Annotated in this window: 3 protein-coding genes; all 3 read left to right on the top strand. The window is 74.9% G+C overall.

Going from position 1 to position 26,089, the window contains the following annotated elements:
- The first annotated feature begins 15 nt into the window (after positions 1 to 15).
- The 3 genes from GXP76_RS04475 (at position 16) to GXP76_RS04460 (ending at position 26,079) form a co-directional block, all read left to right on the top strand.
- Entirely contained in the window at positions 16 to 5,481 is a 5,466-nt protein-coding gene (locus GXP76_RS04475; protein WP_242570087.1) for a type I polyketide synthase, read from the top strand.
- Positions 5,424 to 10,235 carry a type I polyketide synthase gene (locus tag GXP76_RS35515; protein ID WP_374359815.1) on the top strand — a complete coding sequence of 1,604 codons (4,812 nt, stop codon included), beginning with the start codon at positions 5,424 to 5,426 and terminating at the stop codon, positions 10,233 to 10,235. The genes GXP76_RS04475 and GXP76_RS35515 overlap by 58 nt, the downstream gene beginning before the upstream one ends.
- 64 nt (positions 10,236 to 10,299) lie before the next feature.
- Positions 10,300 to 26,079 carry a type I polyketide synthase gene (locus tag GXP76_RS04460; protein ID WP_242570086.1) on the top strand — a complete coding sequence of 5,260 codons (15,780 nt, stop codon included), beginning with the start codon at positions 10,300 to 10,302 and terminating at the stop codon, positions 26,077 to 26,079.
- Positions 26,080 to 26,089 lie beyond the last annotated feature (10 nt).

Below are 26,089 nucleotides of genomic sequence, written 5' to 3'. Positions count from 1 at the left end.
TCGGATGGCGCGTTGGTGAACAACGACGATCAACTCCTCGACTACCTCAAGCGAACGGCCTCCGATCTTCGGGAGGCCAGGCGCCGGCTGCGCGAGTGGGAGCAGCGGGCCCACGGACCCGTCGCGATTGTGGGCATGGCCTGCCGCTACCCCGGCGGTGTCAGCACGCCCGAGGAGCTGTGGCGCCTGGTGGCGTCCGGGACCGACGCGGTCTCGGACTTCCCCGCCGACCGCGGGTGGGACGTGGAGGCGCTCTACGACCCCGACCCCGACGCACCCGGCAAGACGTACGCGCGCACCGGCGGATTCCTGCACGACGCCGCCGACTTCGACCCCGACTTCTTCGGGATCAGCCCCCGCGAGGCACTGGCCATGGACCCGCAGCAGCGCCTGCTGCTGGAGGTGAGTCACGAGGCGTTCGAGAACGCCGGGATCCTCCCCGCCGACCTGCGCGGCAGCAGGACCGGGGTGTTCGCGGGCGTCATGTACAACGACTACGCCACCCGCCTCGCGACCGTGCCCGACGACCTCGACGGCTATCTGAGCAACGGCAGCGCGGCCAGCATCGCCTCGGGCCGGGTCGCGTACACGCTCGGGCTCGAAGGGCCCGCCGTCACCGTCGACACCGCGTGCTCCTCCTCGCTCGTCGCCCTGCACTGGGCCGTCAGGGCGCTCCAGTCCGGTGAGTGCACGCTCGCGCTGGCCGGCGGAGTGACCGTCATGTCGACACCCGAGACATTCGTGGACTTCAGCCGACAGCGCGGTCTGTCCCCGGACGGCAGGTGCAAGGCGTTCGGCGCGTCGGCGGACGGCACCGGCTGGGGCGAGGGCGTCGGCATGCTGGTGGTCGAACGGCTCGCGGACGCCCGGCGCAACGGACATCCGGTGCTCGCCGTCGTCAAGGGCAGCGCGATCAACTCCGACGGGGCCAGCAGCACGCTCACCGCGCCCAACGGCCCCTCCCAGCAGCGCGTCATCCGCCAGGCGCTGGCCGGCGCCGGACTCACCCCGGCCGACGTGGACGTCGTCGAGGCACACGGCACCGGCACCTCCCTCGGCGACCCCATCGAGGCCCACGCGCTGCTCGCCTCCTACGGCCGCGAACACCCCGCCGACCGTCCCCTGCTCCTCGGTTCGGTGAAGTCGAACCTGGGGCACACCCAGGCCGCCGCCGGGGTGGCGGGGGTGATGAAGATGGTCATGGCGATGCGGCACGGCACCGTCCCGCCCACCCTGCACGCCGAGGAACCCTCCACCGAGGTCGACTGGGAGTCCGGCGCCGTCGCGCTCGTCACCGAACCGCGGGCGTGGCCCGCGACCGGCCGGCCGCGCCGGTCGGCGGTCTCCTCGTTCGGCATCAGCGGCACCAACGCGCATCTGATCCTCGAACAGGCCCCGGAGTCCGAGGCGGAAGCGGTCCCCGGGGCGACGGAGGCGGACGCGCCGTCCCCGCGCGCCGCCACCGTGCCGTGGCTGCTCTGCGCCCGTACGCCGGAGGCGCTGACCGCGCAGGCGCACAAGCTCCGCACCCACCTCACCCGCCCCGGCGCCGACGGTGCCCCTCCCGCCGACGTCGGATACGCGCTCGCCACCACCCGGACGCACTACGGCCACCGCGCGGTCGTCCTCGGCGCCACCACCGACGAACTGCTCGCCGGACTCGACACCGTCACCGCGCGGCGCGTCACCGACGGCGGCACGGCGTTCCTCTTCACCGGACAGGGGTCCCAGCGTGTCGGCATGGGACGCGAACTGCGCGCCGCCTTCCCGGTGTTCGCCGACGCCTTCGACGCCGTCGCCGCGCTCGCGGACCCCGATCTGGAGCGACCCCTCGCCGAACTGATCGAGGGCGACGCCGAACAGCTCACCCGCACCGACCACGCCCAGGTGGCGATCTTCGCCGTGGAGGTCGCGCTCTTCCGGCTCCTCGAATCACTCGGCGTACGGCCCGACCTGCTCGCCGGGCACTCCGTCGGCGAGATCGCCGCCGCACATGTGGCGGGGGTGCTCTCCCTCCCGGACGCCGTCACGCTCGTCACGGCGCGCGGCCGGCTGATGCGCCCGCTCCCGGCGGGCGGCGCCATGGCGGCGATCCGCGCCACCGAGGCCGAGGTCCTGCCGCACCTGACGGACGGCGTCGCGCTCGCCGCCGTCAACGGACCGGCGTCCGTGGTCGTCTCGGGCGTGGCGGCCGAAGTCGACGCCGTCGCCGCGCGGTTCACCAAGAGCCGCAGGCTGAGCGTGTCGCACGCCTTCCACTCACCGCTGATGGAACCGATGCTGGCCGAGTTCGAACGGGTCGTGCGCACCCTCACCTTCCACCCGCCGGCCGTCCCCATCGTCTCGGCGCTCACCGGAGCCGCCGCGGACAGTGAACTCGCCACCCCCGGCTACTGGGTGAGGCACGTCCGCGAACCGGTGCGCTTCGCCGCCGCCGTCACCGCCCTGCACGCACTGGGCGCGCGCCGGTACGTGGAGCTCGGCCCCGACGCGGTCCTGACCGCCATGGCCCGCGACTGCCTCGACAGCCAGAGCCACAGCGACGGAGACATCGCCGCCGTCGCCACCATGCGCCGCGACGGCGCGGAGGAGCGCGACCTCGTCGCCGCCCTCGGCCACCTCCACTCGGCGGGCTCCGCCGTCGACTGGGGCGCCTTCTTCGCACCGCACCGCCCCCGCCGCACCACCCTGCCGACCTATGCCTTCCAGCGCGACAGGTACTGGCTGGAGGCGGGCGCCGGAGTCCGTGACGTACAGGGCTTCGGCCAGCAGCCCACCGGCCACCCGCTGCTCGGCGCCGTCAGTGAACTCCCCGACACCGGCGGCCTGTTGCTCACCGGACGGCTGTCCCTCGCCGACCAGCCCTGGCTCGCGGACCACGCGGTCCTCGGGTCGGTGCTGCTGCCCGGCACGGCCTTCGTCGAGATGGCCGTCCAGGCCGCCGACCGTTCCGGCTGCGCCGCTGTCGACGAACTCACCCTGCACGCACCGCTGTTGCTGTCCGCCGACGGATCCGTCGCCGTGCAGGCCGCGGTCGGCGCCGAGGCCGGCGGCCGCCGCACGCTGACCATCTTCTCGCGGCGTGCCGACCTGCCCGACGCACCCTGGACCCGTAACGCCGACGGCGTCCTCGCCGTCGACCAGGACCAGGACGGCGCGCCCCCCGCCCAGGGGGACGTATGGCCGCCCGAGGGCGCCGAGCCCGTCCCGCTCGGCGACCTCTACCCCCGGCTCGCCCGCGTCGGTTACGGCTACGGCGCCGCCTTCCAGGGTCTGAAAGCCGTGTGGAAGCGCGGCGACGACCTCTTCGCGGAGGCCGAACTCCCGCAGGACGCGGGCGCGGACCCCGCGGCCGGCGCCACCGCCTTCGGACTCCACCCCGCGCTCCTCGACGCCGTCCTCCACGTCAACCTGGTCGAACTCGCCGAGGGCGAGGCCGTCCTGCCCTTCTCCTGGAGCGGGGTCACCCTGCACGCGGCGGGCGCCCGCGTGCTGCGGCTGCGCATGACCGAGTCCGAGGGTGACGGTGTCGCCCTCGAACTCTCCGACGGCCGCGGCACGCCCGTCGCGACGGTACGGGGACTCGTCGCCCGCCCCGTCAGCGCCGCCCAACTCGCCGCGGGCGCCGACGAGTCGCTGTTCGCCCTGGAACGCGTACCGCTGCCGGGCGGCACGCCCACCCCCGTACGTACCGCCGTATGGGGCGCCACCGACCTCGGCCTCGGCGTCCCCGCCCACCAGGACCTCGGTGAACTCGCCGCCCTCACGCCCGTTCCCGATGTGATCGTGCTGCCCGCCGCCCCCGGCCCCGGCGCCGAACCCGTGCCCGCCGCAGCACGTGCCGGACTGCACCGCGTCCTGGGCGCCGTCCGCTCCCACCTCGCCGACGAACGCCTCGCCCGCACCCGCCTCGCCGTCCTCGTACACGACGACGACCTCACGCACGCCCCGCTCACCGGGCTGCTGCGCGCGGCCGAGTCGGAGAACCCCGGCCGGTTCCTGCTGGTGCACACCGACCGCCTCCCCTCCGGCAGCGACGAACCGGGCGGCGCCGCAAGTCTCCTGGCGGCGGCACTCGGCTGCGACGAACCCGAAGTCTTCGTGGGAGAAGGGGAGATACGTGTTCCACGCCTCGCCCGCGCCAAGACGGGGGAGGGGCCCCGGTGGGAGACCGCCGGCACCGTCCTGGTCACCGGAGGCACCGGCGGACTCGGCGGCGTCATCGCCCGCCACCTCGTCACCCGGCACCGCGTGAGACGCCTGCTGCTGACCAGCCGGCGCGGCGAACAGGCCCCCGGGGCAACGGAGTTGCGCGCCGAACTCACCGCCCTCGGCGCCGAGGTGGACATCGCCCGCTGCGACGCCGCCGACCGGGGCCAACTCGCCGCGCTCTTCGACGCCCACGACATCCGGGGCGTCGTGCACGCGGCCGGTGTCGTCGACAACGCCACCCTCACCGGCCTCACCACCGACCAGATCGACCGCGTGCTGCGGCCCAAGGTCGACGCCGCCTGGCATCTGCACGAACTCACCAAGGACCGGGACACGGTCGCCTTCGTCCTGCTCTCCTCGACGGCCTCGCTGCTCGTCGGCGGCGGCCAGGCCGGTTACGCGGCGGCCAACGCCTTCCTCGACGCCCTCGCCGCCCACCGGGCCGCCGGGAAACTGCCCGCCGTGTCGATGGCCTTCGGCCTCTGGTCGGGCACCGGCGGCATGGCCGACGAGATGGACGCGGCCGACCTGGAACGCATGGGCCGGCTCGGTCTGCCCGCACTGCCCGTCGCCCAGGGCCTCGCCCTCTTCGACGCCGCCGCCGGCGGCCCCGACCCCGTCCTGGTCCCCACCCGCATCGACACCCCGGCCGTGGCCGCCCGCCCGGACGGCATCCCGCCGCTCCTGCGCGCACTGGTCAGGCCCGCCCGCCGCCGTACCACCGCGACCGGCACCGCCGAGGCCGGTACGCCCTGGCGGGAGCGGCTCGCGCCCCTCGCCGACGACGAGCGGGACCGCGCCCTGCTCACGCTCGTCCGCACCCACGTCGCCGGTGTACTCGGGCACACCTCCGAGCGGTCCGTCGAGCCCGGCCGCGCCTTCCAGGAGATGGGCTTCGACTCGCTGGCCGCCGTGGAACTGCGCAACCTCCTCGGCAGGGCGACCGGACTCACCCTCCCGGCGACCCTCGTCTTCGACCGGCCCACACCCCTGGCACTGGCCGCGTACCTCAAGGCACAACTCGTCCCCGGCCCCGCCGACCTGGTCCGGTCGCTGCTCGTCGGAGTGGACCGGCTCGAAACCGAACTCACCGCACTGCCCGACCTCGACGGCGCCCACGCCCGCGTCGGCGCGCGCCTGGAGGCGCTGCTGCGCACCTGGTACGACACCCACGCCGCGGCCGGCCCGGGGGCCGGGCCCGCCGACCTCGGATCCGCCACCGACGAGGAACTCTTCGCGAAGATCGACAACGAACTGGGAGCCCGGTAATGGAAGAGTCCGCCACTCAGGACAAGCTCCGCGACTACCTCAAGCGGGCCACGACCGAGCTGGAGCGAAGCCGCCTGCGGGTGCGCGAACTGGAGGAGCGGTACCGCGAGCCGATCGCCGTCATCGGCATGGGCTGCCGCTACCCCGGCGGGGCACGCACCCCCGAGGACCTGTGGCGGATCGTCGCCGACGGCACCGACGTCGTCTCCGGCTTCCCGCTCGACCGCGGCTGGGACATCGACGCGCTGTACGACCCCGAGCCCGGCGTGCCCGGCAAGAGCTACGTACGGCACGGCGGCTTCCTGCACGACGCCGCCGAGTCCGACCCGTCCTTCTTCGGTATCAGCCCCAAGGACGCGGCGGGTACCGACCCGCAGCAGCGGCTCCTGCTGGAGACCTCCTGGGAGGCGTTCGAGCGGGCGGGCATCGACCCGCTCTCCGTGAAGGGCACCCCGACCGGTGTCTTCGTCGGCCTCATGCACCACGACTACGTCGGCGGCACCATCTCCGGCAGCATCGTCTCCGGGCGCATCGCCTACACCCTCGGTCTCGAAGGCCCCGCCGTCACCATGGACACGGCCTGCTCCTCCTCCCTCGTCGCCCTGCACAACGCCTGCCTGGCGCTGCGCCGGGGCGAATGCACCCTCGCGCTCGCCGGCGGCGCCGCCGTGATGGCGAGCCCCGAGATGTTCGTGGAGTTCAGCGAGCGCCGCGCGCTGTCGCCCGACGGGCGCTGCCACTCCTTCTCCGAGGACGCGGCGGGCGCCGCGTGGGCCGAGGGCGCCGGCATGCTCCTCGTCGAACGGCTCTCCGACGCGCGCCGCAACGGCCACGAGGTGCTCGCCGTGATCCGCGGCAGCGCCATCAACCAGGACGGCGCCTCCAACGGCATGACCGCCCCCAGCGGCCCCGCGCAGATCCGTGTCATCCGCCAGGCACTCGCCGACGCGCGACTCGCCCCGCACCAGATCGACCTCGTCGAGGCGCACGGCACCGGCACCACCCTGGGCGACCCCATCGAGGCGCAGGCCGTCATCGCCACCTACGGCCAGGACCGCCCGAAGGACCGGCCCGTCCGGCTCGGCTCCATCAAGTCCAACATGGGCCACCCGCAGGCGGCGGCGGGAGTGGCCGCCGTCATCAAGGTCGTCATGGCCATGCGCGCCGGAGTGCTCCCCAAGACCCTGCACGCCGAGCGGCCCTCCACCGCCGTGGACTGGACGGCGGGCGACATCGAACTCCTCACCGAGGCGCTGCCCTGGGACTCCGCCGACGCGCCGCGCCGCGCGGGCGTCTCCTCCTTCGGCATCTCCGGCACCAACGCGCACATCATCGTCGAGGAGGCCACCGGGCCCGAGGCGCCGCGGCCCGAGCCCGGCCCCGAACTGCCCGTGGTGCCCTGGGTGCTGTCGGGCCGCACCGCGGAAGCCGTACGCGCGCAGGCGGGCCGGCTGCTCGACACCGTCGACCCGTACGACCCCGCCGACGTGGGCCTCTCGCTCGCCACCACCCGTTCCGCCTTCCCCCACCGCGCCGCCGTCACCGGCCGCGACCTGGCCGAACTCCGCGCCGGGCTCGACGCGCTGGCCGACGGACGGGAGACCCCCAGGACCGTGCCGGAACCGGGCAGACTCGCCGTCCTGTTCTCCGGGCAGGGCTCGCAGCGCCCCGGCATGGGACGCGAACTGCACGCCGCGCACCCCGTGTTCGCCCGCGTACTCGACGAGATCTCCGAGGCGTTCGGCGAACATCTCGAACAGCCCCTGCGCGACGTCATGTTCGACCCCGAGTCCGCGCTCCTGCACCAGACCGCGTACACGCAGGCCGCGCTGTTCGCCTTCGAGACCGCCCTCCACCGGCAGCTGGAGAGCTGGGGCGTACGGCCCGACCTGCTCGGCGGCCACTCCATCGGCGAGATCGTCGCCGCCCATGTCGCGGGTGTCCTGTCCCTGCCCGACGCCGTCACCCTGGTCTCCGCGCGCGGCCGGCTCATGCAGGCCCTGCCCACCGGCGGCGCCATGATCGCCGTCGCCGCGCCCGAGAGCGACGTCGCCCCGCTGCTGACCGACGGTGTCGACATCGCCGCCGTCAACGGCCCCCGGAGCGTGGTCGTCTCGGGCGACGAGGAGGCGGCCCTCGCCGTCGCCGCGCGGTTCGAGAAGACGAACCGGCTCAAGGTCTCCCACGCCTTCCACTCCCACCGCATGGACGGCATGCTCGACGCCTTCCGCGACGTCCTCGCCACACTCACCTTCCACCCGCCGAAGGTGCCCGTCGTCTCCAACGTCACCGGCCTCGTCGCGGGCGCCGAACTCACCACCCCCGACTACTGGGTACGCCACGTACGCGGCTCCGTCCGCTTCCACGACGGCGTCACCACCCTCGCCGCCGAAGGCGCCACCCGGTTCCTGGAGGTCGGCCCGGACGCGATCCTCACCGGCATGGCCCAGGACGTCGTCCCCGACGTCATCGGCACCCAGCGCAGGGACCGCGCGGAGACCCAGGCCCTCATGGACGCCCTGTGCCTGCTGCACACCAGCGGCCAAGGGCCCGACTGGCACGCGGTGTTCGCGGGCGCGCGGCGCGTGCCGCTGCCCACGTACCCCTTCCGGCGCGACCGCCACTGGGAGAACGCGCCGTCGCTCGGATTCGGAGCCCCCGGACAGCCCGACGCGGAGCGCGGCGACGCCTTCTGGCAACTCGTCACCGACGGCGACGTCGGCGCGGTGGCCGCGACCCTCGGCGTCACCGACGAGAGGGCGGTCGGCGCCGTGCTGCCCGCGCTCGCCGACTGGCACGGCAAGCGGCAGGCCAACTCCGAGGTGGACGGCTGGCGTTACCGCGTCGGCTGGCGCCCGCTCCCCGTGTCGGACACCGCCGTACGGGGCCGCTGGCTCGCCGTCGTACCCCAGACGTCCGCCGACGACCCGTGGCTCAAGACCGTCCTGACCGGGCTCGCCGACCGGGGACTGGACATCGACACGCTCCCGGTGCCGGACGACGCCCAGGACCGCGCCGCGCTCGCCGCGCTGCTCACGAGTCGTGCGGACACGACCGACGCCACAGGCCCAGACGGCGTGCTGTCGCTGCTCGCGCCGGACCACCCCGTCACCACCACGGCGGCCCTGGTCCAGGCACTCGGCGACGCGGGGATCCCCGCACCCCTGTGGTGCGTCACCCGCGACAGCGTCGCGCACGCGCCCGGCGACACACCGACCGGCTTCCGGCAGGCCGGGGTCTGGGGGCTCGGCAGGGTCGCCGCGCTCGAACACCCCGACCGGTGGGGCGGCCTCGTCGACCTCCCGGCCGAACCGGGCCACCGCACCCCCGCCCTCCTCGCCGGCGTGCTGACCGCCGGCGGCGGCGAGGACCAGATCGTGGTCCGCGAATCCGGCGCCTACGCACGGCGCCTCGAACACGCCCCGCACCGTCCGGGCGGCGCCCCCTGGCAGCCCACCGGCACCGTCCTGGTGACCGGCGCCACCGGAGCCGTCGGACAGCACGTCGCCCGCCGGCTCGCCGCCGACGGGGCCGAACACCTCCTGCTCGTCAGCCGGCGCGGCCCCGACGCGCCGGGCGCCGGTGACCTCGTCGCCGAACTCACCGCCACCGGAGTCCAGGTCACCCTCGCCGCCTGCGACACCGCCGACCGCGCCGCGCTCGCCGCGCTCCTCGACACCGTGCCCGCCGCCCACCCGCTGACCGCCGTGATCCACCTGGCGGGCGTCCTGGACGACGGCGTACTCGACGCCCTGACCCCCGAGCGTTTCGCCGCCGTCCTCGACGCCAAGGCCGAGACCGCCCGGCACCTGCACGAACTCACCGCCGACACCGACCTCTCCGCGTTCGTCCTGTTCTCCTCGCTCACCGCCACCGTCGGCGGCGCCGGACAGGCCAACTACGCGGCGGCCAACGCCTCACTCGACGCGCTCGCCGAGTACCGGCGCGCCACCGGACTCCCCGCCACATCGGTGGCCTGGGGCCCCTGGGGCGGCGGCGGCATGGCCTCCGACCACACGGTCCGCGACGCGGGCCGGGCGCTGGGCATCCGGCAGCTCGACCCGGACCGCGCGCTGACCGCGCTGCGCCGCGCCCTGGAGAGCGGCGACACCGTCGTGACCGTCGCCGACGTCGACTGGACGAAGTTCGCGCCCGCGTTCGCCGCCGGCCGGCCCGCGCCGCTCTTCGGCGACCTGCCCGAAGTACAGGCGGCCCCCGCCACGGCGGACGCGCCCGTCGCCGACGACTTCGCGCGGAAACTGGCCGGACTGACCGCGGGCGAACGCGACCGCGCCCTGGAGGAGCTGGTCCGCGGCCAGGCCGCCACGGTCCTCGGCCACAGCAGCGCCGACGGGGTCGAGGCCACCGCCGCCTTCCGCGACCTCGGCTTCGACTCGCTCAGCTCCGTCGACCTGCGCAACCGCATCAGCGCGGCGGCCGGAGTCCCGCTGCCCGCCACGCTGATCTTCGACTACGCGACACCCGCGGCGCTCGCCAAGTACCTCGGCACCGAACTCGCGGGCGCCGAGGAGTCCGTGGACTCCGTCCTGGCCGAACTGGACCGGCTGGCGGCCCGACTGGCCGATCTGTCCGCCGAGGACCTCCAGGAAGGCCGGGTCACCTCCCGGGTCCGCGCCGTGCTGAACGGTCTCGACGAGCGGGTCGCGGACGGCGGGAGCGCCGCCGGACAACTCGAAGAGGCCACCGCCGACGACGTCTTCGCGTTCATCGACAGAGAACTCGGCTCCGCGTGACCTGGACCCGCCCGTCCACCACGCCCACGGCCCCCTCCCTTCCGCACAGAAGTGGCGACATCCGATGACAGACGATGACAAGCTGCTCAGCTACCTCAAGCGGGTCTCGGCGGAGCTCCACGAGACGCGCCGGAGGCTGCACGAGGCCGAGTCCGAGAACCAGGAACCGATCGCGATCGTCGGTATGAGCTGCCGCTTCCCCGGCGGTGTCAGCACACCCGACGAGCTGTGGCGGCTGCTGTCCGAGGGCACCGACGCCATCACGGAGTTCCCCGCCGACCGGGGCTGGGACGTGGAGGGCCTGTACGACCCCGACCCGGACGCCGCCGGCAAGAGTTATGTGCGCCGGGGCGGATTCCTGGAGTCCGTCGCGGACTTCGAGCCCGACTTCTTCGGCATCTCGCCCCGCGAGGCCGTCACCATGGACCCGCAGCAGCGCCTGCTGCTGGAGACGTCCTGGGAGGCGCTCGAAGACGCCGGGATCGCGCCCGGTTCCGTACGCGGCGCCCGCGTCGGTGTCTTCACCGGAACCAACGGCCAGGACTACCGCGACCTGCTGGCCCGCTCCACCGACGAGGGCGAGGCGCTGGGCACCGGCACGCTCGCCGCGGTCATCTCCGGCCGCGTCTCCTACACCCTGGGCGTCGAGGGCCCCGCCGTCACCGTCGACACCGCCTGCTCCTCCGCGCTCGTCGCGCTCCACCTCGCCGCGCAGGCGTTGCGGCAGGAGGAGTGCACCCTCGCCCTGGCCGGCGGCGTCTCGGTGATGACCACGCCCAACTCCTTCATCGCCTTCAGCCGGCAGCGCGGGCTCGCCCTCGACGGCCGCTGCAAGTCCTTCTCCGACGACGCCGACGGCACCGGCTGGGGCGAGGGTGTCGGCATGCTCGTACTGGAGCGGCTGTCGGACGCCCGGCGCAACGGCCACGAGGTACTGGCCGTGCTGCGCGGCTCCGCCGTCAACCAGGACGGCGCGTCCAACGGACTCACCGCGCCCAACGGCCCCTCCCAGCGGCGAGTCATCCGCCAGGCACTGGACAGCGCCGGTCTCACGCCCGCCGACATCGACGCCGTCGAGGCACACGGCACCGGCACCCCGCTGGGCGACCCGATCGAGGCGCGGGCGCTGCTCGCCACGTACGGCCACGACCGGCCGCGGGGGCGGCCGTTGTGGCTCGGCTCCGTCAAGTCGAACATCGGTCACACCCAGGCCGCCGCCGGTGTCGCCGGAGTCATCAAGATGGTGCTGGCGCTGCGGCACGGCGTACTGCCGAAGACGCTCCACGCCGACGAGGCGTCGACGCGGGTCGACTGGACCGAGGGCGACGTCCGCCTCCTCACCGAGAAGCGGCCCTGGCCCGAGTCCGGCCGGCCGCGCCGCGCGGCCGTCTCCTCCTTCGGCGTCAGCGGCACCAACGCGCACACCATCATCGAGCAGGCGCCCGAGCCGGTACCCGCCGACGAGCAGGCGGCCCCCGGGCCGCGCGTGGCGCCGTCCCCGCTGCCCTGGCTCGTGTCGGGCCGGACCGAGGAGGCACTGCGCGAGCAGGCCGCCCGGATCGTCGCGGCGGTGGCGGAGCGGGACCCCGCCGATGTCGCCCACGCCCTCGCGACCACCCGGACCCCGCAGCAGTACCGCGCCGTCGTCATCGGCGCCGACCGCGACGCGCTGCTGCACGGCATGGGCCGGGTCGCCGACGGCGCGCCCGGTACGGTCACCGGCCGCGCGGCCAAGGGGCTCACCGCCTTCCTCTTCACCGGTCAGGGCTCCCAACGGACGGGAATGGGGCGGGAGTTGCACGACCGGTTCCCGGTCTTCGCCCGGGCCTTCGACGAGATCTGCGCCCGCTTCGACGACGGCCTGCGCGAGACCGTCTTCGGCACCGGTACGGGAACCGGGAGCGGCACCGGTAGGGGAACCGGAACCGGGAGCGGCACCGACACAGGCGACACCGAACCGCTGAACCGGACCGACCGCACCCAGGCCGCGCTCTTCGCCCACGAGGTCGCGCTGTACCGCCTCGTGGAGTCCTGGGGCATCACGCCCGACTATCTCGCCGGGCACTCCATCGGCGAGATCGCCGCCGCGCACGTCGCCGGGGTCCTGACGCTGGACGACGCCTGCACCCTCGTCGCCGCCCGGGGCCGCCTGATGCGCGAACTCCCCGCGGGCGGCGCCATGATCGCCGTCCAGGCCACCGAACAGGACGTCCTGCCCCTGCTGTCGGAGCGGGTCGGCATCGCGGCGGTGAACGGACCGGACGCCGTCGTCGTCTCCGGCGCCGAGGCCGAAGTCACCGAGCTGGCAGCCCACTTCGCCAAGACCAGGCGACTCGCGGTCTCGCACGCCTTCCACTCGCCCCTGATGGAACCGATGCTGGCGGAGTTCCGCGCCGTCGCCGAGAGCCTCACGTACCACCGGCCCACCGTGCCCGTCGTGTCGAACGTGACCGGAGCCCTCGCGGGCGACGCGCTCGCCACCGCCGGCCACTGGGTCCGGCACGTACGGGACACCGTCCGCTTCCAGGACGGCGTCCGGACCCTCGAACAGGCCGGTGTCACCCGCTTCCTGGAGCTGGGCCCCGACGCGGTCCTCACGGCCATGGCCCGCGCGAGCCTGGAATCCGCCGACGCCGTGCTGGCCGCCACCGCGCGGCGCGAACGCCCCGAGGCCGAGACACTGCTCACCGCCGTCGGCCGGCTCCACACCGCCGGACTCGACGTCGACTGGGGAGCCCTCTTCCAGGGCGCCCGCCGGGTCGCGCTGCCCACCACCGCCTTCCGGCGTGAGCGCTACTGGGCCGATCCCGCGACGGCCGGGGGCGATGTCTCCTCCGCCGGACTCGACTCCGCCGACCACCCGCTGCTCGGCGCCGCCACCCTGCTCGCCGACACCGACGGGGCCGTACTCACCGGCCGTCTCTCGGCGCACACCCACCCATGGCTCGCCGACCACGTCGTCGGCGGCCGGATCGTGGTGCCCGGCACCGCCATGGTCGAACTCGCCATCCGCGCGGGCGATCAGGTCGGCAGTGGCCGGCTCGAAGAACTCGCCCTGGAGGTGCCCCTCGTCGTACCGGCGGGCGAGGCCGTGCGTGTCCAGGTCGCCGTGGGCCCGCCCCGTACCGACGGCACACGTACCGTCGCCGTCCACGCGCGCCCCGAGGACGCGACCGCCGACCGGCCCTGGACCCTGCACGCCGGGGGACTCCTCGGCGAGGCGGCAGCGCCGGCCGGCGCGCCGGGCTACTCGCCCGGTGAACCGCTGAGCGAGTGGCCCCCGCCCGAGGCGGAAGCCCTCGATCTCACCGGCCTCTACGAGCGGCACGCCGCGTCCGGCCTCGACTACGGCCCCGTCTTCCGCGCCCTGCGCGGTGCCTGGCGCCGGGGCGACGAACTCTTCGCCGAGGTACGGCTCGACGAGCGCCCCGCCGCGGACGCCGCCTCCTTCGGTCTCCACCCCGCCGCCTTCGACGCCGCCCTGCACGCCCTCGCGCTGCTCGGCGACGGCTCCGACGACGACACCGCGCGCCTGCCCTTCATGTTCGCGGGTGTCTCCCTGCACGCCGTCGGCGCGTCGGCGCTGCGCGCCCGGCTCGTCCCCACCGGCATCGACACCTTCACCCTCGACCTGGCCGACGCCACCGGCGCACCCGTCGCGACGGTCGCCTCCCTCGCCGCCCGGCCGCTGACCAATCTGCGGGGCGACGAGGACGCGGACGGCGCCCGGGTGACCGACGCGCTGTACCGCACCGGCTGGCAGCCGGTGCCCTGGCTCGGCGACACGGGCGGCGACGGCGACGACGTCTACGACACGGGCACCGACTCCGACACCGACATGGACCCCGACTTCGCGGGGGAGGGCGGTGCGGGTGGCCCCCGCGTCCTGCACAGCCTGCCCGGCGCGGACGCCGGCGCCGTTCACGCCGCGACGCACACCGCGCTCGCCGCCCTCCAGGAGGACGATCCGCGCCCGCTGGTCGTCGTCACACGCCGCGCCGTGTCCGTCGGCGGCGAGGACGTGGCCGACCTCGCGGGCGCAGCCGTCTGGGGGCTCGTCCGCTCGGCGCAGTCCGAGACACCCGGCCGCTTCACCCTCCTCGACCTCGACCCGGCGGCCGACGCGGATCTCGCCGTACCGCTCGCGCTCGCCTCGGGCGAGCACCAGATCGCCGTCCGCGAGGGCGCCGCCCACGCGCCCCGGCTGCTCACCACCGGCACCCTGCCGACGGGGGACCGCGCGGCCCTCGACCCGGACGGGACCGTGCTGCTCACCGGCGCCACCGGCGGCCTCGGCCCGGTCATCGCCCGCCAGTTGGTCTCCGCCCACGGCGCCCGCCACCTCGCACTGGTCAGCAGGAGCGGACGCGCCGACGACGCGCTCGTCGCCGAACTCACCGCGCTCGGCGCCCACATCACCGTCCACGCGTGCGACGTCGCCGACCGCGCGGCGCTCGCCGCGCTGCTCGACCGGATCCCCGCCGCCCACCCGCTCACCGCAGTCGTGCACGCCGCCGGTGTCCTGGACGACGGGGTGGTCTCCGCCCTCACCCCGGAGCGACTCGACGCCGTACTGCGGCCCAAGGCCGACGGCGCGCTGAACCTGCACGAACTCACCGCGGACCTGGACCTGCGCGCCTTCGTGCTGTTCTCCTCCGTCGCCGGCGTCGTCGGTTCGCCCGGCCAGGGCAACTACGCGGCGGCCAACGCCTTCCTCGACGCGCTCGCCGCGCACCGGTCCGCGCACGGCGCCGCCGCCCTCTCGCTCGCCTGGGGCCCCTGGACCCCGCTCGGCGGTATGACCAGCAGCCTCGCCGACGCCGACCTCGCCCGGATCTCCCGCGGCGGCATGGCCCAGCTCTCCGCCGAGGACGGCGCGGCCCTCTTCTCGCTCGCCCTCGGCTCCGGTCTGCCCGCCCTCGCACCCGTCCGGCTCAACACCGCCTCCCTGCGCGCCCAGGGCGCTGCGGTGGCGCCCGTCTTCCGTTCGCTGACCGGCCGCACGGTACGCCGCGAGGCCCTGGCGGAGGGCGCCGACGTGCCCTTCACGGAGCGGATGGCCGCGCTCGGCGAACAGGAACGCGCCGACGCGCTGCTGCGCACCGTACGCACCCACGTCGCCGCCGTCCTCGGCCACGCCTCACCGGACGCCGTCGACCCCGAACGCGCCTTCAAGGACTCCGGGTTCGACTCGCTGGCCGCGATCGAACTGCGTAACTCCCTCGCGGCGGAGACCGCCCTGCGGCTGCCCGCCACCCTCGTCTTCGACTACCCGTCCGCCGCCGCGCTCGCGGCCTTCCTCGGTACGAAGGTCGGCGACACGCCGACGCTCCGGCGCCCGGCCGGCCGCGACACGCGGCGCCGTACCGACGAACCGCTCGCGATCGTCGGCATGGCCTGCCGCTACCCCGGCGACGTACGCACCCCCGAGGACCTGTGGCGGCTGGTCGCCGACGGGACCGAGGCGATCACCACCTTCCCCTCCAACCGGGGCTGGGACACCGACCGTGTCTACGACCCCACGCGGCAGCGCCCCGACACCAGTTACGTGCACAAGGGCGGATTCCTGCACGACGCGGGGGAGTTCGACGCCGCGTTCTTCGGTATCTCGCCGCGCGAGGCGCTGGTGATGGACCCGCAGCAGCGGCTGCTGCTGGAGACCTCGTGGGAGGCCCTGGAGAGCGCGGGCATCGACCCCGCCTCGCTCAAGGGCAGCAGGACCGGCGTCTTCGCCGGGGTGATGTACCACGACTACTTCGGCGCCTTCGGCACCGGCAGCATCGTGACCGGCCGCGTCGCCTACACCCTCGGTCTGGAAGGCCCGACGCTCTCCGTCGACACGGCCTGCTCGTCGTCGCTCGTCGCGCTCCACCTCGCGGCGCAGTCGCTGAACCGTGGCGAGTCCGACCTGATGCTCGTCGGCGGTGTCGCCGTCATGGCGACCCCCGAGACCTTCATCGAGTTCAGCAGGCAGGGCGCGCTCGCCCCCGACGGCCGGTGCAGCGCGTTCGCGACCTCCGCCGGGGGCACCGTGTGGGGCGAGGGCGTCGGCGTTCTCGCCGTCGAACGGCTGTCGGACGCACGGCGAAACGGGCACGAGGTACTGGCCGTGCTGCGCGGCTCCGCCGTCAACCAGGACGGCGCGTCCAACGGACTCACCGCGCCCAACGGCCCGTCCCAGGAGCGCGTCATCGAACAGGCCCTGGCCAGTGCCCGGTTGAGGCCGTCCGACGTCGACGTGGTCGAGGCCCACGGCACCGGTACGACCCTCGGCGACCCCATCGAGGCGCAGGCGCTGCTCAACACGTACGGGCAGAGCCGGACGGACGAGCCCCTGTGGCTCGGCTCGGTCAAGTCGAACATCGGTCACACCCAGGCCGCCGCCGGTGTCGCCGGGGTCATCAAGATGATCATGGCGATGCGGCACGGCGTGCTGCCGAGGACCATCAACGTCGACGAGCCCTCCGACCAGGTCGACTGGACGGCGGGCGAGGTCGAACTGCTCACCGAGGCGCGGGCATGGCCCGACCGTACGAGGCCGCGCCGCGCGGCGGTGTCCTCGTTCGGCATCAGCGGCACCAACGCCCACGTCATCATCGAGCGCGCGCCCGAACCCGCCACCGTACAGAGCGACATGGACACGGACGCGGCGACGGAGGCGCAGACGGACGCGTCGGCGGAGGCCGGGGCCGGTGCCCCCGTGCCGTGGGTGCTGACCGCCAAGTCGCCCGCCGCGCTGCCCGCACAGGCCGCCCGCCTGCTCGCCCATCTCGACACCCACCCGCGCGCGCGTCCCGCCGACATCGGCCACTCGCTGGCCACCACGCGCGGCCACTTCGCCCACCGCGCCGTCGTCGTCGGCGCCGACGCGGCCGAACTGCGCGACTCACTCGCCGCGCTGGCCGCCGGCGCCACCGCCCCCGGCCTGGTCGAGGGCACCGCCGCCGGGCACGCCAGGCCGCTGTTCGTCTTCCCCGGCCAGGGCTCCCAGTGGACCGGTATGGCCACCGGACTCCTGGACGAATCACCGGAGTTCGCGGCCAAGATGCACGAGTGCTTCACCGCCTGCGCCCCGCACATCGACTGGGACCCGATGACGGAGCTGAGCGGACCGCTCGACCGCGTCGATGTCGTCCAGCCGCTGCTCTGGTCGGTGATGGTCTCCCTCGCCCACACCTGGGCGGCCCACGGCGTACGCCCCGCCGGCGTCATCGGCCACTCCCAGGGCGAGATCGCGGCGGCCGTCGTCGCCGGGGCGCTCTCCGTCGAGGACGGCGCCCGCATCGTCACCCTGCGCAGCAAGGCCATCGCCGAGGACCTGGCGGGCAGCGGCGGCATGATGTCCGTCGCCCTCGCCGCCGACGAGATAGGCGAGCGCATCGCCGCGTGGGACGGCCGGGTCTCGGTCGCCGCCGTCAACGGCTCCGCGTCCGTCGTCGTCTCCGGCGACCCCGGGGCACTGGACGAGCTGAAGGCACGCCTCAAGGCCGACAACATCCGCGCCAAGCGGCTCCCGGTGGACTACGCGTCGCACTCCGCCCACGTCGAGACGCTACGGGCCCGGCTGCTGACCGACCTGGCCGACGTCAGCCCCCGTACCTCGGACGTACCGCTGTACTCGACCGTCACCGGCGAACTCCTCGACACCGCCACGATGGACGCCGCCTACTGGTTCACCAACCTGCGCGAGACCGTCCTGTTCGAGCGGGCCACCCGCGCGGCCGTCGCCGCCGGCCACACCCTCTTCGTCGAGTCCAGCCCGCACCCGGTCCTGACCATCGGCGTCCGCGAGACCGACGAGTCCGTGACCGCCGTCGGCTCGCTGCGCCGCGAGGAGGGCGGACTCACCCGCTTCGTCACCGCGCTCGGCGAGGCCTTCACCGGCGGGGCCGCCGTCGACTGGGACACCGTCCTCGCCGCACACGCCCCGCGCCGCGTCCCCCTGCCGTCGTACGCCTTCCAGCACGACTGGTACTGGCTCGACAGCGTCTCCGGCAACGGCGACGTCACCTCCGCCGGACTCGACAGCACCGGGCACCCCCTGCTCGGCGCGGCCATGGCGCGCGCCGACGGCCAGGGTGTCGTCCTCACCGGCAGGCTGTCCGCAGGTACGCACCCGTGGCTCGCCGAACACGTCGTCGCGGGCCAGATCCTCTTCCCCGGCACCGGCCATCTCGAACTCGCCCTGCGCGCCGGCGACCAGGTCGGCTGCGGACGGATCGCCGAACTCACCCTGGAAGCACCGCTCGTCCTGCCCGAGCAGGGCGCCGTACAGCTCCAGACCGTCGTCGGCGCCGACGACGGCCACGGCAACCGCCCCGTCACCATCCACTCCCGCCCCGAGAGCCCCGACAGCCCCGGCGACGACCTCGCCTGGACCCGCCACGCGGAGGGACTGCTCGCCGCCGCGACACCGGTCACCGACGACCCCGGCCTCGCCGTGTGGCCGCCCGAAGGCGCCCGACCGGTCCCGCTGGACGGGCTCTACGAGCAGCTGCTCGACGTCGGGCTCTCCTACGGGCCCCTCTTCCAGGGCCTCAAGGCCGCCTGGCGGCTCGGCGCGGAGATCTACGCCGAGGTCGCCTTCGACCAGCAGACCGACGGCTACGGTCTGCACCCGGCGCTCGCCGACGCGGCCCTGCACACCGTCAGCCTCACCGACGCGGCGGGCGACGCCGCCCTCCTGCCGTTCGCCTGGTCCGGCGTCCAGCTCCACGCGACAGGCGCGACCGCTCTGCGCGTGCGCCTGCGCCCCGCCGACGGCGCCGGGCCGGACGGCGCCGTGGCGCTGGACCTCACCGACCCGACGGGCGCCCCCGTGGCGAGCGTCGGCTCCCTCGCGCTGCGCGCGATCTCCACCGAACAGATCGCCGCCGCCGCGCGCGTGAACCTGGCGGGCTCGCTGCACCGGGTCGCCTGGGAGCCGGTCGCACCGATCACGCCGGCCGACCCGGCGGACACAGCGCCCGACCGCCCCGTCAGGATCCTGCGCGCACCGGCCGGCACGGACGCCGCCGGGGTACGCGCGAGCTTCGACGCCGTCCTCGGCGAACTCGGCGACGCCCTCGCCGACGAGACGAGCGCCGACGCCCACCTGCTGGTGGTCACCGGCACCGACCTCGCGGGCGCGGCCGTCGGCGGCCTCGTGCGCTCGGCGCAGACCGAGAACCCCGACCGGATCGTGCTCCTGTCCTACGCGGGACCCGCCGCCGGACCGCTGCCGGACGGCCTGGCCGCCGCCGCCCTCGCCACCGGCGAACCGCACCTGGCCGCCGACGGGAACGGCGCGCTGTCCGTACCGAGGATCGTCAGGACCGCACCCGCCGACGACACCCGCGACGCCCGCCCCGACCTGACCGGGGGCACCGTGCTGGTGACCGGCGCCGCGGGCGCCCTCGGCCGCGTCATCACCCGGCACCTCGTCACCGACTGGGGCGTACGACGGCTCCTGCTGCTCAGCAGGCGCGGCGCCGACGACGCACTCGTGGCCGAACTCACCGCGCTGGGAGCCGAGGTCGACACCGCGCCCTGCGACGTCGCGGACCGCGACGCGCTCGCCGCCGTGCTGGCCGCCCTTCCCGAACAGGCGCCGCTGACCGGCGTGGTGCACGCCGCGGGCGTCCTCGCCGACGGCGTCCTGTCCTCCCTCACCCCGGAGCGCGTCGACACCGTCTTCCGGCCCAAGGTCGACGCCGCCTGGCATCTGCACGAACTCACCGCCGGCCTCGGACTGCGGGCGTTCGTCGTGTTCTCCTCGGCCGCCGCCACCCTCGGCTCGCCCGGTCAGGGCAACTACGCCGCGGCCAACGCCTTCCTCGACGCGCTCGCCGTGCACCGCCGCGCCCGCGGACTGCCCGCGCACGCCCTGGCCTGGGGACTGTGGGAGCAGGCGAGCGGAATGACCGGCGCGCTCGACGGCACCGACAAGTCCCGTATCGCGCGCGGCGGAGTCGCCCCGCTGGCCACCGAGGAAGGACTCGCCCTCTTCGACGCCGCCCTCGCCGGGGACGAGCCCGCACTACTGCCGGTCAAACTCGACCTGGCCGGTCTCCGCGCCCAGGGCGACGCGCTCGCGCCGCTGCTGCGCCGACTGGTCCCCGTACGGCGCGGGGCAGCGGCGGCGGGCGGCGGACAGAGCGCCGACTCGCTGCGCGGCAGGCTCGCCGGACTCCTCGACAGCGAGCGCGAACCGCTGCTCGTCGACCTCGTCCGCTCCCAGGTCGCGGCCATCCTCGGCCACCGCTCGGCCGACGCGGTCGATCGCACCAGCCCCTTCAAGGAGTTGGGCTTCGACTCGCTCGCCGCCGTCGAACTGCGCAACGGCCTGGGCGCGGCCACCGGACTCCGGCTCCCCGCGACGCTCGTCTTCGACCACCCGACGCCCACCGCGCTCGCCGGCTTCCTGCTCGCCCAGCTCACCGACAACCTGGAGCCCGGCGCGGCCACCGGCACCACGCGGGCGGGCACCGGCCGGTCCGCCGCCGACCCCGACGAACCCATCGCCGTCATCGGCATGGGCTGCCGCTTCCCCGGCGGCGTCGAGTCCCCCGAGGACCTGTGGCGGCTCGTCGCCGACGGCGCCGACGCGGTCGGCGACTTCCCCGACGACCGGGGCTGGGACCTCGACGCGCTGTACGACCCCACCCTCGACCGCCCCGGCACCAGCTACACCCGCGAAGGCGGATTCCTGCACGGCGCCGCCGACTTCGACGCCGGGTTCTTCGCCATGGACGGCGAGGAGTCCCTCGTCACCGACCCGCAGCAGCGCGTCCTGCTGGAGACCTCCTGGGAGGCCCTGGAGCGCGCCGCGATCGACCCCGCGACACTCCGCGGCTCCCAGACCGGAGTCTTCGCCGGCGTCATGTACCACGACTACTTCGGCAGTTTCGGCTCCGGCAGCGTCGTGTCCGGGCGCATCGCCTACACCCTCGGTCTCGAAGGCCCGACCCTGTCCGTGGACACCGCCTGCTCCTCGTCCCTCGTCGCCATGCACCTCGCCGCCCAGTCGCTGCGCCAGGGCGACTGCTCGCTCGCGCTGGCCGGTGGCGTGACCGTGATGGCGACGCCGGGAGTCTTCGTCGAGTTCAGCCGCCACCGTGGGCTGTCGAGCGACGGACGGTGCCGGTCCTTCGCCGACTCGGCGGGCGGCACCGGCTTCAGCGAGGGCGCCGGCGTCCTCGTACTGGAACGGCTCTCCGACGCCCGCCGCAACGGCCACCGGGTCCTGGCGGTCCTGCGCGGCACGGCCGTCAACCAGGACGGCGCCTCCAACGGAATCACCGCGCCCAACGGGCCCGCCCAGCAGAAGGTCATCCGCAAGGCGCTCGAATCGGCCGGGCTCACCGGCGCCGACGTCGACGCCGTCGAGGCCCACGGCACCGCCACCACCCTCGGCGACCCGATCGAGGCGCAGGCGATCATCGCCACCTACGGCGCCGAACACAGCGAGGAACGGCCGCTGTGGCTGGGCTCGGTGAAGTCCAACATCGGCCACGCCCAGGCGGCGGCCGGTGTCGCGGGCGTCATCAAGATGGTGCAGGCGCTGCGCAACGGCGTCCTGCCGCCGACCCTGCACGTCGACGCGCCGTCCCGGCACATCGACTGGGAGGACGGCAACGTACGGCTGCTCACCGAGTCACGCGAGTGGCCCGAGTACGACAACAGGCCCCGGCGCGCGGGCATATCCTCCTTCGGTCTCAGCGGCACCAACGCGCACGTGGTCATCGAGGCGGCGGCCGAACCCGCGCCGGAGCCCTCGGCCACCGGAGCCGGTGACACCCCGGCGGCGCCGGACACCGTGCCGTGGCTGATCTCCGGGCACACCGCCGAAGCCCTGCGCGCCCAGGCCGCCCGGCTGCTCGACCGTTTCGAGGGTCTTCCGCGCGAGAACGCCGACCCGGCGGGGGACCTCCTCGGCGGGGCCCGGCCCGTCGCCGGCGCCCTCGCCACCACCCGCGCCCACCACCCGCACCGCGCCGCCGTCGTGGGCCGTACCCCGGCCGAACTCCTCGACGGGCTGCGGGCTTTGGCGGACGGCACCGGCGCGCCCACCGTGCTGACCGGGACCGCCGGTGACGGCAGACTCGCCTTCCTCTTCTCGGGGCAGGGCTCCCAGACCGCGGGCATGGGGCGCGAACTCGCCGCCGCCTTCCCGGTCTTCGCCCGCGCCCTGGACGACGTACGCGGCGTCCTCGACCCGCTGCTCCCCCAGCCGCTCGCCGAGGTCATGGAGTCCGAAGAGGCCCTGGCCCGGACGGAGTTCACCCAGCCCGCCCTCTTCGCCGTCGAGGTCGCGCTCCACCGTCTGCTCGAATCCCTCGGCGTGACACCCGACATCGTGACCGGCCACTCCGTCGGCGAGTTCGCCGCCGCGCACGTGGCCGGGATCCTCACGCTGGAGGACGCCTGCGCCCTGGTCGCCGCCCGCGGCCGGCTGATGCAGCAACTCCCGCCGGGCGGCGTCATGGTGGCCGTCAAGGCGACGGAGGACGAGATCCGGCCGCTGCTCACCGAAGGCGTCGGCATCGCCGCCGTCAACGGGCCCGACGCGGTGGTCGTCTCGGGCGGCGCCGACGCCGTACGCGCCCTGGCAGGCCGCTTCGGGCGGACCAGGGAACTGACCGTCAGCCACGCCTTCCACTCACCGCTGATGGACCCGATGCTCGCCGCGTTCGAGGACGTCGCGAACAGCGTCACCTACCACCGGCCCCGGCTGCCCGTCGTCTCGGCGCTCACCGGCGCCCCGGCGGCGGAGGACGACCTCCGTACGGCCGCCTACTGGGTGCGGCACGCCCGTGAGGCCGTACGGTTCCACGACGCCGTACGCGGCCTGGAGGAGGCGGGCGTGCGGCGGTTCGTGGAGGTGGGGCCGGGCGCCGCGCTGACCCCCATGGCCGTGGGCTCCCTGACCGGCGACGCGCTCGTGGTGCCCGCACTGCGCAAGGACCGCGACGAGCCGTCCTCGGTCGTCGCGGCGCTCGCCGCGCTGCACGTGCGCGGCGGCCACGTCGACTGGGCACGGCTGCTGCCCGGCGGCGCCGGTGTCGACCTGCCGACCTACGCCTTCCAGCGCCGCAGGTACTGGATGGACAGCGAGCCGCGGACGGGCGGCGCCGGTGGCGGACACCCGCTGCTCGGCAGCGAGGTGGACCTCGCCGGATCCGGCGGCACCCTCTACACGGGCACCCTGTCGCCCCGCGAGCGCCCCTGGCTGGCCGACCACACCATCGGCGGCGCCACCCTGCTGCCCGGAACCGCCTTCGTCGAGATGGCGCTCGCGGCCGGTGCCCGCGCCGGATGCGACACCGTCGGCGAACTCACCCTCGCCGAACCGCTGTTCCTGCCCGAGAAGGGCTCCGTCCCGATCCAGTGCGCGGTCGGCGCCCCCGACGAGAGCGGCGCGCGCCCGTTCCACGTGTACTCCTCCCCGGTCGCCGGTGGCCCCTGGACCGAGCACGCCGCAGGGATGCTGAGGCCCGCCACCGACCCGGCCCCGCGAACGGAGGCGGCCGTCTGGCCGCCGGTGGGCGCGGAGCCGGTCGAGGTGACCGGTATGTACGAGCGGCTGGCCGGGATCGGCGCCGACTACGGCCCCGCGTTCCAAGGGCTGCGCGCCGCCTGGCGACTCGGCGACGAGGTCTTCGCCGAGGTGACGGCCGATCAGGAAGCGGACCCCGTCGGCCCGTTCGGACTGCACCCGGCCCTGTTCGACGCCGCGCTGCACGCCGTGGGACTGCGCGAGGGCGCGGCCGAGCGGCTGGCCCTGCCCTTCGTGTGGAGCGGTGTACGGCTCCACGCCACGGGCGCGACCGCCCTGCGGGTACGGATCGGGCCGAACGGCCCCGGAGCCGTACGCGTCGAGGCCACCGACACGCTCGGCACGCCCGTCGTCCAGGTCGGCTCACTGGCCCTCCGGGAGCCGCCCCGCGACCTCGCCGCACGTGCGGCCGACGGCGAGGACACCCTCTTCACCCAGGGCTGGGCCGAACTGCCGGTGCGCGAACTGCCGGGAGCGGCAGCGCTGTCCGGCCGGCACTGGGCCGTCGTCGGCGCCACCGGCGGTGACCTCGTGGATGCCCTCACGGGCCGGGTCGGCCGGGTGACAACGGCGGACTCGCTCGACGGGGCACCGGACGCCGACACCGTCGTCCTGCCCTACGCCTCGGGCGCGGAACCCGCCGAGGTCCACGACTCACTCGCCGTACTCCTCGGCCGGTTGAGCGCCTGGCTCACCGACGAGCGGCGCGCGGACACCACCCTGGCCGTCGTGACGTCGGGCGCCATCGCCGGTGACGGCGGCGCGGACGCCGATCCGGGAGCGGCGGCGGCCTGGGGCCTCGTCAGGTCCGCCCAGTCCGAACACCCGGACCGCGTCGTGCTGGTCGACACCGACCTCGCGGACGCGTCATGGGCGCTGCTGCCCCAGGCAGTCGCCTCCGCCGTCGCGTCCGGCGAACCCCAGGTCGTCGTACGGAACGGAACGCTCGCCGTACCCCGGCTCGTCCGGGCCCCGCGCATCCCCGCGCCCACCGCACCCGACTGGCGCGGCGGGGTCCTGATCACCGGCGGCACCGGCGCGCTCGGCCGGCTGGTGGCCCGCCATCTTGTCACCACGCACGGCGCGGACCGCCTCGTACTCCTCAGCAGGCGCGGCCCGGAGGCCGAAGGAGCGGCCGAACTCGTGGCGGAACTCGCAGAGTTGGGCGCCGAGGCGACCGTCGTCGGCTGCGACGCCGCCGATCCCGGCGCCCTGGCGGAGGTGTTCGCCGAGCACCCCGTCTCCGCCGTGGTGCACGCCGCGGGCGTCCTGGGCGACGCCACCCTCACCACCCTCACCCCCGAGCGCCTGGCCGCCGTCCTGCGGCCGAAGGTGGACGCCGCCTGGAACCTCCACCGGCTCACGCGGGACCTGGACCTCGGCGCGTTCGTCCTGTTCTCCTCGGCGGCGGGTCTCCTCGGCAGCCCCGGACAGGCCGGTTACGCGGCGGCCAACGCCTACCTGGACGCGCTGGCCGCCCACCGGTCGGCGCTCGGGCTGCCCGCCGTGTCCCTGGCCTGGGGCGCGTGGGCGGGCAGCGGCGGCATGGCCGACCGCCTCGGTGACACCGATACGCGCCGACTGGCGCAGGGCGGCGTGAGCGCGCTCGACGAGAAGACGGGACTCGCCCTCTTCGACGCCTGCGCCGGACGGCCCGAACCGGTCCTGATGCCCGCCGCCCTCGACCTGGGTGCCATGGCGCGCGGCGGGCGGATCCCGCCGCCGCTGCGCGGTCTCGTCCGGCCCTCCCGCCGGCCGGCCTGCGCCGCTTCCACCGCATCGGCGGCGCTGCGCACCGCCCTGGTCGGACTGACGCCCGACGAGCGGACAGCCGCGCTGCTCGACGTCGTCACCGAACAGGCACAGGCGGTGCTCGGTACCGGCGACATCGATCCTCAACTGGCTTTCAGCGAGCTGGGGTTCGACTCGCTCACGGCGGTGGAGTTCCGTAACCGGCTCAACGAGGTGAGCGGCCTCAGGCTGCCCGCCACGCTCATCTTCGACCACCCGAGCCCGTCGGTCCTCGCCGTCGAACTGGCGGGACAGCTCGCCCCGGAGACGACGGAGACCGCACCGACCGGTGGGGGCACGGACGAGGAGTCGGTCCGCCGGGCCTTCGCCACGATCCCGCTCGCCGATCTGAAGGAGTCCGGCCTCATGGAGGGGCTGCTGCGGCTCGCGGGCGTGCGCGCCGACGGGGCGGCGGAGCAGGACGGGGACGGCCGCGCATCGATCGACGCCATGGACGCGGAGAGCCTGATCAGCCTCGCTCTGGACGACCTCGTCAAGGACGACGACGCCCTGTGACGAGACCGCG

The sequence above is a fragment of the Streptomyces sp. NP-1717 genome, from assembly GCF_022695985.1.
Taxonomy (GTDB): domain Bacteria; phylum Actinomycetota; class Actinomycetes; order Streptomycetales; family Streptomycetaceae; genus Streptomyces.
The sequence above is the reverse complement of the archived record's forward strand: the minus strand, read 5'-3'. Positions and strand labels throughout refer to the sequence as shown.